This is a genomic window from Pedobacter paludis (genome assembly GCF_003173575.1).
Lineage (GTDB): Bacteria > Bacteroidota > Bacteroidia > Sphingobacteriales > Sphingobacteriaceae > Pedobacter > Pedobacter paludis.
In genome coordinates, this window is record NZ_QGNY01000002.1 from 182799 (window position 1) to 197302 (window position 14504).

At 36.7% G+C, this 14504-nt stretch carries 14 protein-coding genes; 10 read left to right on the forward strand and 4 right to left on the reverse strand.

Going from position 1 to position 14504, the window contains the following annotated elements:
• Window positions 1-61 precede the first annotated feature (61 nt).
• Genes DF947_RS05295 through DF947_RS05305 form a run of 3 tightly spaced genes read left to right on the forward strand, consistent with a single transcriptional unit; the run spans window position 62 to window position 1798 of the window.
• Window positions 62-694 (forward strand): thiamine phosphate synthase, encoded by a 633-nt coding sequence (locus tag DF947_RS05295; protein ID WP_109928673.1) that lies wholly within the window; start codon window positions 62-64, stop codon window positions 692-694.
• Between the two features lie 49 nt (window positions 695-743).
• Complete coding sequence (locus DF947_RS05300) at window positions 744-1307, forward strand: thiamine pyrophosphokinase (RefSeq protein ID WP_109928674.1); 564 nt, start codon at window positions 744-746, stop codon at window positions 1305-1307.
• Window positions 1304-1798: a GNAT family N-acetyltransferase gene (locus DF947_RS05305; RefSeq protein WP_109928675.1), complete on the forward strand. Its 495-nt coding sequence runs from the start codon at window positions 1304-1306 to the stop codon at window positions 1796-1798. Before DF947_RS05300 ends, DF947_RS05305 begins: the two co-directional genes overlap by 4 nt.
• 94 nt (window positions 1799-1892) lie before the next feature.
• Here the strand turns inward: DF947_RS05305 and DF947_RS05310 are convergent, their stop codons facing one another.
• The 3 genes from DF947_RS05310 to DF947_RS05320 all read right to left on the reverse strand — a co-directional run bounded on the left by DF947_RS05310 (window position 1893) and on the right by DF947_RS05320 (window position 6317).
• Entirely contained in the window at window positions 1893-3203 is a 1311-nt protein-coding gene (locus tag DF947_RS05310; protein WP_109928676.1) for a M20/M25/M40 family metallo-hydrolase, read from the reverse strand.
• A 35-nt stretch (window positions 3204-3238) separates the two neighbouring features.
• Window positions 3239-5071 carry a M61 family metallopeptidase gene (locus tag DF947_RS05315; RefSeq protein ID WP_109928677.1) on the reverse strand — a complete coding sequence of 611 codons (1833 nt, stop codon included), beginning with the start codon at window positions 5069-5071 and terminating at the stop codon, window positions 3239-3241.
• 121 nt (window positions 5072-5192) lie between these two features.
• Window positions 5193-6317, reverse strand: a complete 1125-nt coding sequence (locus DF947_RS05320; RefSeq protein WP_109929188.1) for a DUF4407 domain-containing protein — start codon at window positions 6315-6317, stop codon at window positions 5193-5195.
• A gap of 163 nt (window positions 6318-6480) precedes the next feature.
• Here DF947_RS05320 and DF947_RS05325 point away from each other — a divergent pair, with 163 nt between their 5' ends.
• From DF947_RS05325 to DF947_RS05345, 5 genes are all read left to right on the forward strand, one after another.
• Window positions 6481-6882: a hypothetical protein gene (locus tag DF947_RS05325; protein ID WP_109928678.1), complete on the forward strand. Its 402-nt coding sequence runs from the start codon at window positions 6481-6483 to the stop codon at window positions 6880-6882.
• A 14-nt stretch (window positions 6883-6896) separates the two neighbouring features.
• Window positions 6897-8726 (forward strand): outer membrane protein assembly factor BamB family protein, encoded by a 1830-nt coding sequence (locus tag DF947_RS05330; protein ID WP_109928679.1) that lies wholly within the window; start codon window positions 6897-6899, stop codon window positions 8724-8726.
• A gap of 77 nt (window positions 8727-8803) precedes the next feature.
• Window positions 8804-10246 carry a PD40 domain-containing protein gene (locus tag DF947_RS05335; RefSeq protein WP_109928680.1) on the forward strand — a complete coding sequence of 481 codons (1443 nt, stop codon included), beginning with the start codon at window positions 8804-8806 and terminating at the stop codon, window positions 10244-10246.
• A gap of 113 nt (window positions 10247-10359) precedes the next feature.
• Window positions 10360-10677, forward strand: a complete 318-nt coding sequence (locus DF947_RS05340; protein WP_109928681.1) for a rhodanese-like domain-containing protein — start codon at window positions 10360-10362, stop codon at window positions 10675-10677.
• Window positions 10678-10817: 140 nt separating this feature from the next.
• Window positions 10818-11015 (forward strand): DUF6358 family protein, encoded by a 198-nt coding sequence (locus DF947_RS05345; protein WP_109928682.1) that lies wholly within the window; start codon window positions 10818-10820, stop codon window positions 11013-11015.
• Here the strand turns inward: DF947_RS05345 and DF947_RS05350 are convergent.
• Window positions 10993-12024 carry a dipeptide epimerase gene (locus DF947_RS05350; RefSeq protein ID WP_109928683.1) on the reverse strand — a complete coding sequence of 344 codons (1032 nt, stop codon included), beginning with the start codon at window positions 12022-12024 and terminating at the stop codon, window positions 10993-10995. The genes DF947_RS05345 and DF947_RS05350 overlap by 23 nt on opposite strands.
• 107 nt (window positions 12025-12131) lie before the next feature.
• Here DF947_RS05350 and DF947_RS05355 point away from each other — a divergent pair, with 107 nt between their 5' ends.
• Together DF947_RS05355 and DF947_RS05360 are read left to right on the forward strand one after the other, a co-directional pair.
• The gene (locus tag DF947_RS05355; protein ID WP_109929189.1) at window positions 12132-13268 is read left to right on the forward strand and encodes a hypothetical protein; all 1137 of its coding nucleotides are present in this window, start codon (window positions 12132-12134) and stop codon (window positions 13266-13268) included.
• A 239-nt stretch (window positions 13269-13507) separates the two neighbouring features.
• Window positions 13508-14491: a hypothetical protein gene (locus DF947_RS05360; protein WP_109928684.1), complete on the forward strand. Its 984-nt coding sequence runs from the start codon at window positions 13508-13510 to the stop codon at window positions 14489-14491.
• Window positions 14492-14504 lie beyond the last annotated feature (13 nt).

Below are 14504 nucleotides of genomic sequence, written 5' to 3' on the forward strand. Positions count from 1 at the left end.
AGTTAAGTTAAGTGATAGCTAAATTTAATCCTGAAAATCCACTAATCCTTTGAATACGGGTATGAAATACATAGAAAAGCTCCATTACATTACACACGATATTCCAAATTTAACCCATGTAGAACAAGCACAAAAAGCTTGCGAGGCCGGGGCAAAATGGATTCAATATCGCTGTTTAAGCAAAACTGACGATGCACTTTTAGCCGATATACATGCAATTGCTGAAGTTTGCGATGATTGGGGAACAACGCTTATTGTAACCAATCATATCCACTTAAATGGCAAGGCCGATATTCAGGGATTTCATATTGAAGATATGGATGCAGATTTTATTGCATTAAGAAAAAAAGTTGGAAATGACATAACTCTAGGCGGTTCTGCAAATACTTTTGAAAACGTGGTGCGATTGGCGAATGAAAGTGCAGATTATGTAGGTTTAGGGCCTTTTTCTGCTACAGAGACCAAACCAAATAATTATTCTATTTTAACTTTAGATGATTATCACAATACAGCTAAAAAACTTAAAGAACTTAATTTAAGCCTACCCATTTTAGCGGTTGGTGGCATCAAAATTTACCATGTTGAAGCTTTAATGCGAACAGGAATTTACGGAGTCGCTGTTTCTGGCGCCATAAATTTTGCTGATGATTTTATTCAGGCTTATGAGGATTTTTACGAGGCAGTAAAACTTTAATCTTAACACGTAATTCTAAATTCTTGCCGCTAAGTATTAACTTCGTAGCATGTCTTCACACCATATTGTAAAAGAGAAACAAGAGCCAGCACTTTATATTGATGAGCTGGGCACTTTTAACGAAGAACTTTTAGGTCAGCTTTTAGAGTGGAGCCCTACTTTATTGGTTAACGCAAGCAATTACGATAAAATTCTTTCTTTGGGCTTAAAGGTTGATGTTGTTGTAAATGGTAACCATAATGTAGAAACCCAAGAAAACACCAAGATTATTCAAGGCCCCGTTGATGCGCTGATGGTTGCCATAAATTATCTTTATGAAGAAAAATTTCCTGCTGTAAATGTGATTACCGATAAATTTGATTTAGAAAGATTTGCAGGATTTAGCGATAAAATAAATCTGGTTGTGTTTACGGCAAAAGCAAAATTTTATGCCATTAAATCTGGCTTCTCTGTTTGGAAACCTGCCGGAAGTGAATTTAACATCCTCGGGAATTCTTATCTTGAAGTGACTAATCTGATGCAAAATGAAAATGAAATTTTCGAGGTTGTTAAAGATGGTTTTATAGAATTTACATTTTCAGGTCAACCCATTTTTATTAGTGAGCCAATATGATTACACTTAGAAAAGCCAAAGAAGATGATATAGAAATCATAAGAGATATCGCCAAAGAAACCTGGCCATCTGCCTATCTCGAAATTATTGGGCAAAAACAGATCGATTATATGCTCGATAAGATGTACAACAAAGGCGAGCTTTTGAAACAGTTTATGGAAGGGCATATTTTCCTAATTGCAGAAGAAGGCGAAAATCAATATGGTTTTGCGGGTTACTCCATTACAGATCACGAAGCTCGGATTTATAAGCTCCACAAGCTTTATGTTTTACCTTCTGCACATGGCAAAGGTGTAGGCAAAATACTAATTAACGAAGTTTTTAATCAAGTTAAAGATGCTGGCGGATCTGCTTTGCAACTCAATGTAAATAAGAATAATAAAGCGAAAGACTTTTACATAAAAGCCGGATTTACAGTAAAGGAATCTGTTAAATTAGATATTGGAGAAGGCTATTTCATGGATGATTATGTAATGGAGTATAAATTTTAAAATTAAAAAAGAAAGCCACAGATTAACAGATTAAATTATATAATCTGTTAATCTGTGGCTTTATATTAGCTTGTTATTGAAGAAATAGACAATTTTATTGCTTCAACTTAGGTATTCTGGTTGGCGTATCAGTTCCATTAACAATTGTAATGGCACTTTTTGCAATGGCTTTAATGGTTGATAAAATATTTTCTACATCCAAAGTACCATACTCATCTTTCACCGTGTGGTAAAATTCATCTACATCTATTTTATCGGTACTAATGGTATGCGCTGGAACACCTAATGCGGCAAGTGTTGCATTATCACTTCGGTAAAATAGGTTTTGATCTGGATAAGGATCTGGATGAAAAGTAAATTCTGTTCCTGCTAAGTTTTTTTGCAAAATTTTTCCGAAATCAGATTTATCAAATCCCGTAATAAACGCTGTATTTTTTCCAAATTTAGAGTCCTTTCCAATCATTTCGATATTAAACATCGCCACAACTTCATCAGGATTTAATTTTGCAGAGAAATATTTTGCCCCAAAACCACCAATTTCTTCAGCTGTAAAAGCCACAAAAATTAATGTACGCTCATTATTTTTTAGTGCTTTGTAATATTTAGCCAAAGCAATCATTGCTGTTGTGCCAGATGCATCATCATCGGCTCCATTAGCAATACTATCTCCATTTACAGTTTTAGTAATGCCTAAATGATCATAGTGACCAGAAAAAACAACCAGTTCTTTGGCTTTGGATTTCCCCGGAATCATTCCCGCTACATTGAATAAAGGCATTTTATCAACCTTGTTTTTCAGCTCTATCTTAAAATCATTGGCCACGGTATCTGTTCCCAATACAAAAACCTGAACATTCGATTCGCCAACTTTATAATCCTTTTCATCAACAGTGGTTGGTTTGCTAAAATAGCTTTGATATTGCTTAAAATTATCGGCAAGCTTTGCATCAACCAAAATCAATTGATTTTTTTTAACCTTCATCATCGCCCTAAGCTGTCCCATAAAAGGTTTACTTGCATCAAGCTTAACCACAGCAGTATTTGCCTTAGTAAGTGAAACACTTTCAGCCGAAAGTCCAGTGATCAATAAATTCTCTTGTGCAATGTCTTTTCCATCAATCTTTACTGTTTTGCTTAAGTTTGAAATCTGATATTTATAAAAAGTTTGACGGAAAGATTTTTCTCCGGTTAACGGTTGAAGACCTATTTTTTTAAACTCCGATTCTATAAATGTTGCGGCCTTATCTATTCCGGGTGTAAAAGTTCCACGGCCCTGCATCTCATCGCTGCTTAAAGTTTTAATTAGATGATCGGCATAGTCGCGGGTTATTATTTTATCAATGTTTTGTGCCCGAAGTTGGAAACTTGCCAGGCCGACAAGTGTAAAAAGGAAAATCTTTTTCATTCTATTATAATTTATGCGATCCAAGTTATAGATTATTATTTGGTTTTAACCTGCGAGTTTAACCATTTATCTCTAAAAGCCTCCATCTCTTTTGTTAAAGCACCGCCTGTTTTTTCTATTGGAACAATTTCCATCACAGGGTTTTCTGCAAAGGTTAAATTTGTAGATTTTTGTTCCCCTCTATGTAGATAGCTCACCAAAACTACATCGCCGGGTTTACGTGAATCGGTAATTTTTGTTAGCGTAGCCTGATCTTTAATTTCCAAATGATCGAGTGTCAAAATCACATCATCTACATCTAAACCAGCATTATAGGCTGGCGTACCCTGTACCGTTTGAGGCAATACTGCTTTTCCTGTATCAAAATTAACTCTTGATAAACCTGTATAGGCCTGATTTGGGTTCACTTTTCGAAGAATAAAGCCTGCATTTAACAGCAATTTGGCATAATCGCTTTTTTCTGTTCCATAGATATACCGCTTAAAAAAATCTCTAGCGAAAGTTGGGTTCTTAGTTAAAATACCTAATGTTTTCTCTAAATCAGGAACGGTGTAGGCGATTTCTGGCTTTCCATAAGCTTTCCAAAGTGCCCTCATGTAATCGTCAAGGGTAAGATTAAAATCAGCTCTTAATCTTAAATCTAAGGCGAGCGCTGTGGCGGCGCCATACGTATAATAGGAGGTGAAGATATTTCCTTTATTGGTTTGATCTATGGCTACTCCTGCATCTGCAAAAACTGCATATCTACTGGCCTGTATTGGCGAAAAATTCCGCGCTCCTGGCGAAGTTAAAACGGCGTTGATTAGCCCATTAAATGTCTGTGTGGCATTATCAACCGTTTTTAAACCTGCCCGAGTTAACAACAGCGCACCGTAATATTGCGTAAAACCTTCTGCCAGCCAAAGCTCATCGCTAATGTTCGAATGTTCAAAATTAAATGGCTCTAAAGTTTTTGGCCTTAGCCTTTCTACATTCCAGCTGTGGAAATATTCATGAGAAAATGTTCCCAATAATTGAGATTCGTATCCATCTATTTTTGGTGTGCGCTGAACAATAGAAGTAGAATTTCGGTGTTCCATTCCATCTCCAGCATTTTCCGGATAAACATCTTCTAAAAAATAATAGTTTCCATAATCGTAAGCCGGAAATTCGCCCCAAACAGCCAAATGCTCATCAACCATTTTCTTTAGCAGATCTGCATAATTGTCGATGGTTTTTTGACTATCGTTAGAATGAGCGATTAGGTGGATGGTCTGAGTTTTTCCATCGGGATTTTTTACCTTCCAGCTTGCAGTTTTATAATTAGCAAGTTCAGTGGGGCTATCCATAAAATACTGCAGGTTTGGCGCAAAATAGGTTTCATTTCCCATTGGTTTAAGTTGGGTAGCCACTTTCCAGTTTTGCTTTTCGGCATAATTAAACTTTACCAATCGGGCCCGTTTATCCATCCCAACAGGAAAGGCAAAAGTTGCCGGAATGTTCATGTGTGCATGGGTTTCATCAAAACCAGCATAAGTTCCATCTATCCAGTTTCCAAAAAGCGTATAGGTAATTTTTACACTGTTGCCATGTGCAGGGATTTCATAAACATCGCCTGCGGATTGTTTTAAAATAAGTTCCTTGCCCGAAGGGTCGAAAGCTTTAAAGTTATAAACGTTTTTGCCAAATTCGTGCGTGGCATACCTACCTGGCGAAGATCGGCTCATTCTTACTGTTAATGGCCCTGCCGGAACGTTTGGAATTTGCATGCTAATCTGCGCTTCATGATGAATTGCATTTGGAAAAGAAACCGTATAACTGATTTCATTTTGTGCAAAAGCACATATCGACAACATACTAATAATTGCTGTACCGAGGATTTTCTTCATAAAGCTGGGTTTAATGGCGTTAAAATACGTAAAATGTTTTACGTAAGATGGATAATTGAATGAGGATTTCAATGATCTATCAATCGTTCTCTCATTTCACTCATCCATATTACATCTTCCATCATTCTTTATCCCAGTCGTATTTTTCCAAATCGCGATAAGCCTTACCTTTTATAATTTCTTTCCTTTTGGATGACTCGGAATCTACCCGGGTTTCGTGGATATTATCGGCTACCTCCATATGGAAATCCTTATCCTTTTTAGATTGATAGATTGCAACTTCATCTCCGTCTGATGTTGCAAAATCATAAGGTCCGCGGGCACTCATTAACTTTACAAATACAGGCAAACACTCAAAGAAAATAAAAAGTAGGCCAATAAACGTTACAGCCATTGCTGTATTGTTATCATTGGTTCCATCAGCATTAAACTTAAGTTGACCCAATGCCCAGTTCCGATCGGCAAAACCGGCTAAGTTTGCCAGGCTATCCAACTGTTTGGCTGTGTAAAGTTTCTCTGTAAACAATCCATCGAATTCCTTTCGCTTATCAATAAAAGATTCTGATTTATTAATTGTTGCTTTCAAGCTGTCGAGCTCCGCTGTGCGCTGTTTTATTTCGGCCTCTTTGCGTTTTGCATAAGGGCCATATCCCATAACACCTGAGGTTTCAGTGGTTTTATTCCCGAAAATCTCGAAGTTTAATTTTTGTTTATCGGCTTTAATTCCATTTTCCAACGAATCGCGGGTTGCCTTTTGTTGATTTAACCGACCAAATTCTACCTGATATTTATTCTCGAAAGCTTTATTCAGGGTATCAATTTTAGAGCGTTGCCCATTAAGATAGCTCACCTTTAAACGTTGCTTAATCTCTTTATCGAAAATTTTCAGTTCAATTGGCCTAGAAATTACCATACCAATCATAATGGCCAACAAAATACGAGGGGTAGCCTGTAAAAGCTGTTTGTTTGTACTGGCACTTTTATTAATGCTGGAAACAATGTATCTATCCATATTAAAAATTGCAGCACCCCATAAAAAGCCGAAAACGATAGCAAAAATTACGGCAAGGTCGTTTCCGCTAAAAACAAAATACATGGCATAACCGCCAGATAAGGCTGCAAACAAACCTGTAAAGAAAATTGTGGCACCAATCCCGGTATATTTATTTTGTTCTGAAGGATACTTTTCTAATGTCGGGATGTGGGCACCAGAACAAAACCAAAAGAAACGGTTCAATTTGTCCATTTTATTATTTATAATTAAACGCCCCACAAGCCTATATGTTACAGTTTTTGGCAAAAAATTTTTCGGCATATCCGTACTGGTGGGTATGTTAAAATACCCACTGTGAGGTATTTACAATTCATAGGTTTTAAATCAATTTTGAGTACAATAAAATCATCAGAAAATGCTGTCTCTCAAAAAAAACACCTTTCATTGCTTTGCAATCTGCATCTGTCTTTTTGCGCTAACTTTTAACACCAACCAGGCGCTGGCACAAAAAAAACCAATTCTTACCGAAGAAGAGCAGGTACAAGATGCCGTAACAACAGAGGTTGATGCGCTATTTAAAAGCCCAGAGTTTCTTAAAAAGAAAAATAAAAAGTTTAGTGCCATTAAAGGCTACATGGTTGTAGATATTGCTGTGGTTCAGAATGGCAAACTCTCTTCTTTTTTTAAGGTAGATAGCGATATAAAAGACATCGACTTTATGGAGTATTTATCCGATACGGTACTCAACCACAAATTCGCTTTTAAGTTACCCAAACAACAGCGATATAAAATTAGACAAACTATAAACATCGAATAATAAAAATTTAAACCATGAACAAAAAAGTATTCATTTTAGCATTGCTGCTGGGAATTAGCGGTGGTGTTGCAAATGCGCAATTTGGCAAATTAAAAAGTTTAGTAGGCGGAGGAAAAGCAGGCAAAAAGGCCGGAAACTTTAAAACCGTATGGGAATCCGATTTCTCTAACAAGGCTACAAGATTAGCTATGGTTAATGCCGAAGGAACATTTGTTTTAGGAACAGACGATAACTCTGCAACGGTATTAAACACCGATGGTAAATCGATCTGGGACGGAGATTTTAAAAAAATAACCACCAACAAAACCAATAATTCAGAGTTTCAATATTACATTTATTCTACTAGCGGGGGCTATCTTTTTCTGTTCGATAGACGAAAATTAGGCACCGATCGCATCGCGGTTCTAGATGTTGCAACGGGCAAGGAATTGTGGAACTCGGAAAATTATCAAAATCTTTTACCGAAGGATGTTACCGAAAACTCTGATGTAGAAACTGTAAAATACATTGCAGAATTAGACGCTTTTATGATTGCTCAAAGAGATGGATTAAATATGCTTAACGCCAAAACCGGCGAAAAAATCTGGGAAACCAAATTGTTTAAAGGAAGTGTTGGAAAATACATTTACGATAAGGCCAGCAACCAGATTATTATGGTAAATTTTAAGCCTACGGCTCTCGCGGCTTTATTTTCTGGATTTAAAAATCAGTTGGTAAAAATCAACGCGGCAAATGGCGAAATTCTTTGGGATGCCACTTTTAGAGGCGTGGTAGAGAAAGAACTCGTTACCAGAAAACCGGTTGTTGATTTAAACATTGTAGGTGATAAATTATTTATGTGGATGGATGGGATTCAATGTTTCAACTTATCAAACGGACAAAAAATATGGGATGTTACCTATGAAAATGACATCAGCAAAAGCAGTAACGGAATACTTGGAGCCGGGAAAAAACGCACCAGTTATTACCATGCAATTGCCGACCCAATTTACACTGATGATGCAGTTTACATTGTAATTATGGGAAGCGGAGATCGCTCGAAATATGTAGAAAAGCACGATCTGCAAAGTGGAAAACTCATCTGGGCATCAGAAAAAATTACCGGTGCTTTTGCAATGCCAAACATTTACAAAACCGGGAACAGGGTTATGGTGCAAGTTGGCGGGAAAGTAGAAGTTCAGGAGCTAAGATTCGAAGAATCTTCTAATGCTGGCAGTATGGCTGCTGGGATGTTACTTGGAGGTGGCGGTGGTGCAAAAGCTTGGGTTCCTTATATTTTTTACGATTATAAAGCCCAGAAAAATGGAATTCTTTCTTTAGATGATAAAACCGGGCAAACGGTTTGGAGATCAGAAAAGTTCGATAAACGCATCACCGATATGATTATCCACCAAGATAAAACCGTTTTTGTTGGCGATGGCGATGAATTTTACTCTTACGATATTGAATCTGGAAAACAGTATTTCGATGTTAAACACAATGATGCAAAAGTTGGTCGCGCTACCGATGTAATTGATTTTGGTGATGATGTTGTTGTCTTATCAGAAAAAGGTTTGGCGAGTTATAAAAAGGCAGATGGCAAAAGAAATTATGCCTCAGAAAAAATTAAAGGGGTAGATTATTTCTATCACATTGGAGATAACTATTTCCTTCGCGATCAGCGCAATTCCAAAAATGTTATTTACGGAATAAATATGACCAATGGTGAAACAAAAGGTATGGTAGAATCTAAGGGAAAAGGCGGTAGTCCGAAGTATGGAGATGGAATTGACATTACCGAAGATGGAGAATATATTTTCGCTTTTAAAGGAAAGAAAGTTGAAAAAATTAAGGTTAACAACTAGTTGTTTAATACAACATTGTTTATGGTTCGGCTGCAGGTTTACCTGTAGCCGTTTTTATAATTAGTCCCCTTATAACGATGAAAAAAATCTACTTTTTATTCCTTTTGTTTCCAATTGTAGCAAGTGCACAACAAATTCAGTGGGCAGGCAAAGTTTTAAAGTACACTTCAGATCTTGGTGGAAAGCAGAATAGCGTAAAAAGAATTTTGGGCAGACCGGATGCTTTTCCGCAAGGTGGGCCGAGTGCAAATGCATGGGTTTCTAAAGATGCTCTGGGTACAGCTTATGTTGAGGTAGAATTTGAACAGGCACAAACCGTTAAACAGATAGCCATTTTCGAAAATTTAAATGCGGGTTGTGTAAGCAGAATTCAGGTTGGAGATGGTACAGGTAAATATCATACCGTAAGCAGAAAAAAAATAAATTATAGGGAAATGAGCTATGGATCGAAACAGAAAAGCAATGCCGATAGGCGATTTTATTTCAATAAGAAACGGAGAAAAATAGAAACCGCACCCGATGTTGCCTTTAATGCGGATGCTGAATATTTTATGCTCGAAAATCCTGAAAGCAATGTTAAGGCACTTCGAGTTGAATTTAATTTTGCTTTACAGCCTGGACAAAAACAGGTAGATGCGATCGGAATTTCTGATGAGGAAACGCCCATCCAAGCCACTCCTAATTTAATTGATGGGGCAGATAAACTATCAAACCCGGAAACCTTTATTTTTTCAGAATCTGCAGATCATGAACTAAGTGCCCCATTTGTAATCGAAAGAGACTTTTACTACACCATTAGCACTGCAACTAAAGTGAGTGAGGTACATGCTGTTAATCTCGATAATCCTAAAGCCAGCATAAACATCAGCAGTAAAATTAAGAACGATAAAAAACTCAATTATATTTTGGGTTACTCGCCAGCAAACAAATCCATTTTAATGGGAAGCGAAAAAAAATATCGAATTGGCGATGAATCGCTGGGTTTCGACTTTTTTAATTTAATTAATGGAACATATTCTTATCAAAAACCCCTTAAAATTATTGCCTACAATAACTATGGAGAGTATGCCGATGCTTTTATGACGCAGGATGCGCAGCACATTATTTTTTCGATTGAGTCTGATCTTACTCAGGGTGGTTTCGACCTATATTTTACCCAACCCAAAGACGATGTAAATTACAGTTATTTGCAAAATATGGGCAAGTCTTTAAACAGCGCTGCAGATGAAACCACACCCTTTATTTTGAGCGATAATAAAACCATAATTTTTGCTAGCAACGGCTTTAGTGGTTATGGCGATTTCGATTTATTTGTGAGCACCCGCTTGGATGACAGCTGGAAAAACTGGTCGGAGCCAAAAAATTTAGGGCCAAAAGTTAACGGGCAAAGTTTTGATACTCATCCATTCTATGATGAAAAACTAGAGATGCTTTATTTTGTTTCCCTACGTGATGGAGTTTCTACGATTCAAAAAATCAAATTGCCCATAAAACTCTTAACAGGAACAATGCCGAAATAACAGATGCAAACTGTTGGTTATCGGTCAAAATAAATTATATGGAAGGAATTTTTTTGTCTGATTTAAGGATTGCTCCACAGTTTTATCTAACTTCGTTATAAATAGATTTTTACATGAAAGAAATATCGGTACAAGAACTAAAAGAGAAAATCGACAACAATGAAGATTTTCAGTTAATTGATGTTCGCGAAACATTTGAATATGAGGTTTCTAATCTTAACGGAGAAAACATTCCATTAGGTGGAATTTTAATCGAAGCAGATAAAGTGGCCAAAGACAAACCTGTTATTGTACAATGCCGTAGCGGTAAAAGAAGTGCCGCAGCTGTTATGCAATTAGAGCAACAGTATGGCTTTGATAACCTGTATAATTTAAAAGGCGGTATTTTAGCCTGGCAAGAAGCTTTTGATCCAAATATGCCAGTATATTAAAATAATCAATAAGCAAAATTCAATTATCAAACGATGCCAATTGCAGGTTAAAACATAATCTGCGCACAGGAGGTTTGATAATTGAATTTTCTCTTTGGTAATTAATCAATGAATTTTATTACAGAACAAATCCTCAAATTGTGGGCAAAAAATTCTTATTAAATATTTTCTATAATTTAGGTATCATTCTCTCTCTTTTCGGGATAGTTTGGTGTTATCAAAATGGAAAATATCTTCCGGCTGCGTTTTTAGTAGGTACAGGCTGTGCACTTATTTATTTTAAAATTCAGTTGATGAAACAAATCCGGAAAACCTTTAAAGAAAAAGGTCAGGGCTAACACCTTCCAAGCCTAAGCCGGGTAAATTTTTTAAAATATACTTTCCATTCTCGAATGCTGGATTGGCAAACGGATTATTGGTGGTAAGCCATGGCCCATCCAAATCGGCCCAATTGCATAGTGGCGCTAATGACGCAGCCGCTAAAGTTGCGCAACTGGTTTCGCTCATGCAACCAATTAAAACCTTCATTCCGAAAGAACGTGCTTTCAAAATCATTTGATGGCCTTCGTACATGCCACAGCTTTTCATCAACTTCACATTAATACCGTGGTAAGCATCTTTCAAGCTGTCCATATCGGCCAAACGCTGAACGGCTTCATCTGCAAGTAAAGGAATTGGACTACGCTCTGTAAGCCAGGCATTTCCATCAATATTTGCTTTATCCATGGGCTGTTCAATTAATACAACACCTTTTGCATGGAGCCAATAAATTAAATCAATAGCTTGTATTTTATCACTCCATCCCTGATTAGCATCTACATAAAGCGGTACATCGGTTAGGCTTCTAATGGTCTCAATTATTTCTTTATCGTTATCTCTTCCAAGCTTTACCTTAATCACCTTAAAACCTTCTGCATCTTTTAATTTTTCGCGGATAACTTCTGGTTTATCAATTCCGATGGTGTAAGAAGTTACGGGCATTTTAGCTGGATCAGCACCATAAATCTCGTAACAGGGTTTGTTTAAGATTTTACCATTAATGTCGTTCAGTGCAATGTCAATGGCTGCTTTAATGGCTGGCTGACCTGGCGCAAGGCCATCCAAATAGGCAATTATTTCCTCGAAATTAAATGGATATTGTATTCTATCCCAATCTACCAGATTCAGAAATGCATTTGCACTTTCGTAACTTTCTCCCATGTATGGTACCATAGAGGCCTCACCATAACCAATTACATCTTCATGCTGAATTTTTAAAAGCATTAAAGGGGTACTCGTTCTGGTAAATTTAGAAATGGAAAAAGGATGTTTTAACTCTAATTCGAACTGCTTGCAACTAATTTTCATTATCAATCGTCTTCTAAATAAATAGGGTAATATTGCCTTACAAATCTAGTCAATGCGAATAAAACTTTATAGTTATATTCATACAGCGACTATTAATGCTCAATGCCATGAAAAACATTTCAAGATTACGGTATTTTATTTATTTATCCTTCATAATTATTGGAGGATGTACCACAGGAAAAAAAGCTTTGCAAAAAGGAGATTACGATGCTTCTGTTGCAAAAGCAGTTAGCCGTTTGCAAAATTCACCGAAAAATAGCGAGGCAATAGGTGTTTTACCTACTGCATACAACCTTGCATTGCAGGATCATTTAAGAAAAATTGAAGAGGCAAAAGCGTCAAACGATTTATTTAGATGGGAAGCCATTATCTACGAATATCAAAAAATCAATCAGTTGGCGGATGACATTAACAGTTGCCCAGCCTGTTTGCCTTTGGTTCCATCACCTTCAAAATATATAAAAGAATTAAGTGAGAGTAAATACAATGCAGCGGTTGCGAGATACAATTCGGGCATGGAATATTTAAACGACAATAATAGACAAAGTGCCAAAAAAGCATATTACGAGTTTGAAAAGGTTCAAAATTTACAACCCAATTATAAGGATGTAAAAGCCAAAATGGATGATGCTTATTGGGCAGCCTTAACTAGAGTTGTCGTTCAGCCGATTATGGTAAACAGTAATTTATACAAACTCAGTGGTGATTATTTTCAACAACAGATTGATCAGTTTATAGCCAGTTATGCAAGAAATAAATTTGTGATTTTTTATTCTGAAGAACAGGCAACGAATCAAAAAATTATTCCAGATCAAGTATTAAGTTTAAACTTCGATGATTTTGTAGTTGGCCAAACTTATGTGAAAGAACGCGTAGAAAAAATTAAACGCGATAGCGTAGTAATTGGTCAAACAAGAGAGAAAAAACCAATTTATGGCACTGTAAAAGCAACTTTAAGTATTTTTGACAAAAATATTTCCTCTTCTGGATTATTAGACATGACCATAACAGACTGGCATGATCAAAAAATTATCAGACAACAAAAAATCCCCGGAACTTATATTTGGCGGGACAGTTGGGCAAGTTACAAAGGCGATGATAGGGCTTTAAACAAACAGCAACTGGCCATGACCAGAAAAAGAGAATCTTTGCCTCCACCACCAACTGCTTTGTTCCTGGAGTTTACGAAACCGATTTACAATCAACTGGTAAATGAGATTGGTAGTTTTTATAATAGTTATTAGGTAAATATTTCCCGCAGATTTTAAGGATAAGGATCGCAGATTAATGCAGATTTATTGGTCATAAAGCCAAGGTTCCTACTTGAGTAAAAATTGCAAGACGGATAGGCTAACTGTATAAACTTTGCAAAGCCTTAAAATCTTCGTTTTTTATCTGCGAAATCTGCGGGAAGCCCTTTACTCGTTCCCTTATAGTAATCCAAACGTTAAAAAAAATCATCGTTACCGAGCACTAAAATATAATGGCTAATATTGCAGCGATGAATACTGGCTTATACAATCCTTTCCAAAACTTCGATTTTTTATATAAAATTTGCTTTCTAAGTGGCAAAACCTTTAGCTCTCCTGTATTGCAGGTTCCGCTGATTCCGAAATGGCTTTTAGAACACGCAGGTTTAACTGGAGAAGAACAGATTCAGTTTTTAGATGAAAGCATCCGCTCTTACAATACTTTGGTAATCCCGGTAAACAGCGAAGTAAACGAGCAGTTTTTAAATCCTCTGGAAGAAAAAATTGAGCAGGCTTTTGCTCAGGGCTATAGTGCTGTTTCGGCTTTGCCCGAGCTTGATCTATTCAACTGGATTGGCAAGTTTTTATATGGTTTTGTTTACATCGAAATGCACTCTGCTTTGCGCAAGGAAATGACCGCCGATGGCTTAAACATGTCGCAGTCTTTAATGATGAAGTTTGCCAACCTAAATTTCATGATGCAAAGTTTATATACCAAACTAGAGTTTGAAGATTTTACGCCATGGTCTATAACGGTTGTAAAACTGGAAAACGAAGAAACACCATTCAGCTTTCGGGATGAAATAAACACTTTAACCTTCTCTTTAAAGATGAAGGATTTTGGAATTATTGCGTGTTTACAGGATAATGGAACCAACAAACGCTATCATCAGGATATTATTAACGAAGTAAAAGATAAAGCTTTAACGGCAGAACAATTTGAAGAATTAAGCGCCCGCTTTTATTATTCTGCTTATCTTTTTAATCGCTTGCCAGAATACACTTTTATGCCTGTTGAAGGAACAATTTACATCGAGGCAATGCCTTTACGGGGAAATATGACCAAGCCTCTTTTTGATGTTTGGCAACATAAAACCTATGCTCAGGTATTGGAAAATTTTTGGAAACCCTGGGGATATGTATTATTCGAAATCTTAAAAAACCCAGAACAGCCGATGAGCTTTTTCGAAAATCCGAGCCTGCCAACTGCTGGTTAGAATAAAATATTTT

Coding starts and splice junctions, on each gene's coding strand:
- DF947_RS05310 (WP_109928676.1), bottom strand. CDS start 3,203: ATGAAAAAGATTTTCCTTTTTACACTTGTCGGCCTGGCAAGTTTCCAA.
- DF947_RS05350 (WP_109928683.1), bottom strand. CDS start 12,024: ATGAAAATTAGTTGCAAGCAGTTCGAATTAGAGTTAAAACATCCTTTT.
- DF947_RS05330 (WP_109928679.1), top strand. CDS start 6,897: ATGAACAAAAAAGTATTCATTTTAGCATTGCTGCTGGGAATTAGCGGT.
- DF947_RS05315 (WP_109928677.1), bottom strand. CDS start 5,071: ATGAAGAAAATCCTCGGTACAGCAATTATTAGTATGTTGTCGATATGT.
- DF947_RS05320 (WP_109929188.1), bottom strand. CDS start 6,317: ATGGACAAATTGAACCGTTTCTTTTGGTTTTGTTCTGGTGCCCACATC.
- DF947_RS05340 (WP_109928681.1), top strand. CDS start 10,360: ATGAAAGAAATATCGGTACAAGAACTAAAAGAGAAAATCGACAACAAT.
- DF947_RS05355 (WP_109929189.1), top strand. CDS start 12,132: ATGAAAAACATTTCAAGATTACGGTATTTTATTTATTTATCCTTCATA.
- DF947_RS05300 (WP_109928674.1), top strand. CDS start 744: ATGTCTTCACACCATATTGTAAAAGAGAAACAAGAGCCAGCACTTTAT.
- DF947_RS05305 (WP_109928675.1), top strand. CDS start 1,304: ATGATTACACTTAGAAAAGCCAAAGAAGATGATATAGAAATCATAAGA.
- DF947_RS05295 (WP_109928673.1), top strand. CDS start 62: ATGAAATACATAGAAAAGCTCCATTACATTACACACGATATTCCAAAT.
- DF947_RS05335 (WP_109928680.1), top strand. CDS start 8,804: ATGAAAAAAATCTACTTTTTATTCCTTTTGTTTCCAATTGTAGCAAGT.
- DF947_RS05325 (WP_109928678.1), top strand. CDS start 6,481: ATGCTGTCTCTCAAAAAAAACACCTTTCATTGCTTTGCAATCTGCATC.
- DF947_RS05360 (WP_109928684.1), top strand. CDS start 13,508: ATGGCTAATATTGCAGCGATGAATACTGGCTTATACAATCCTTTCCAA.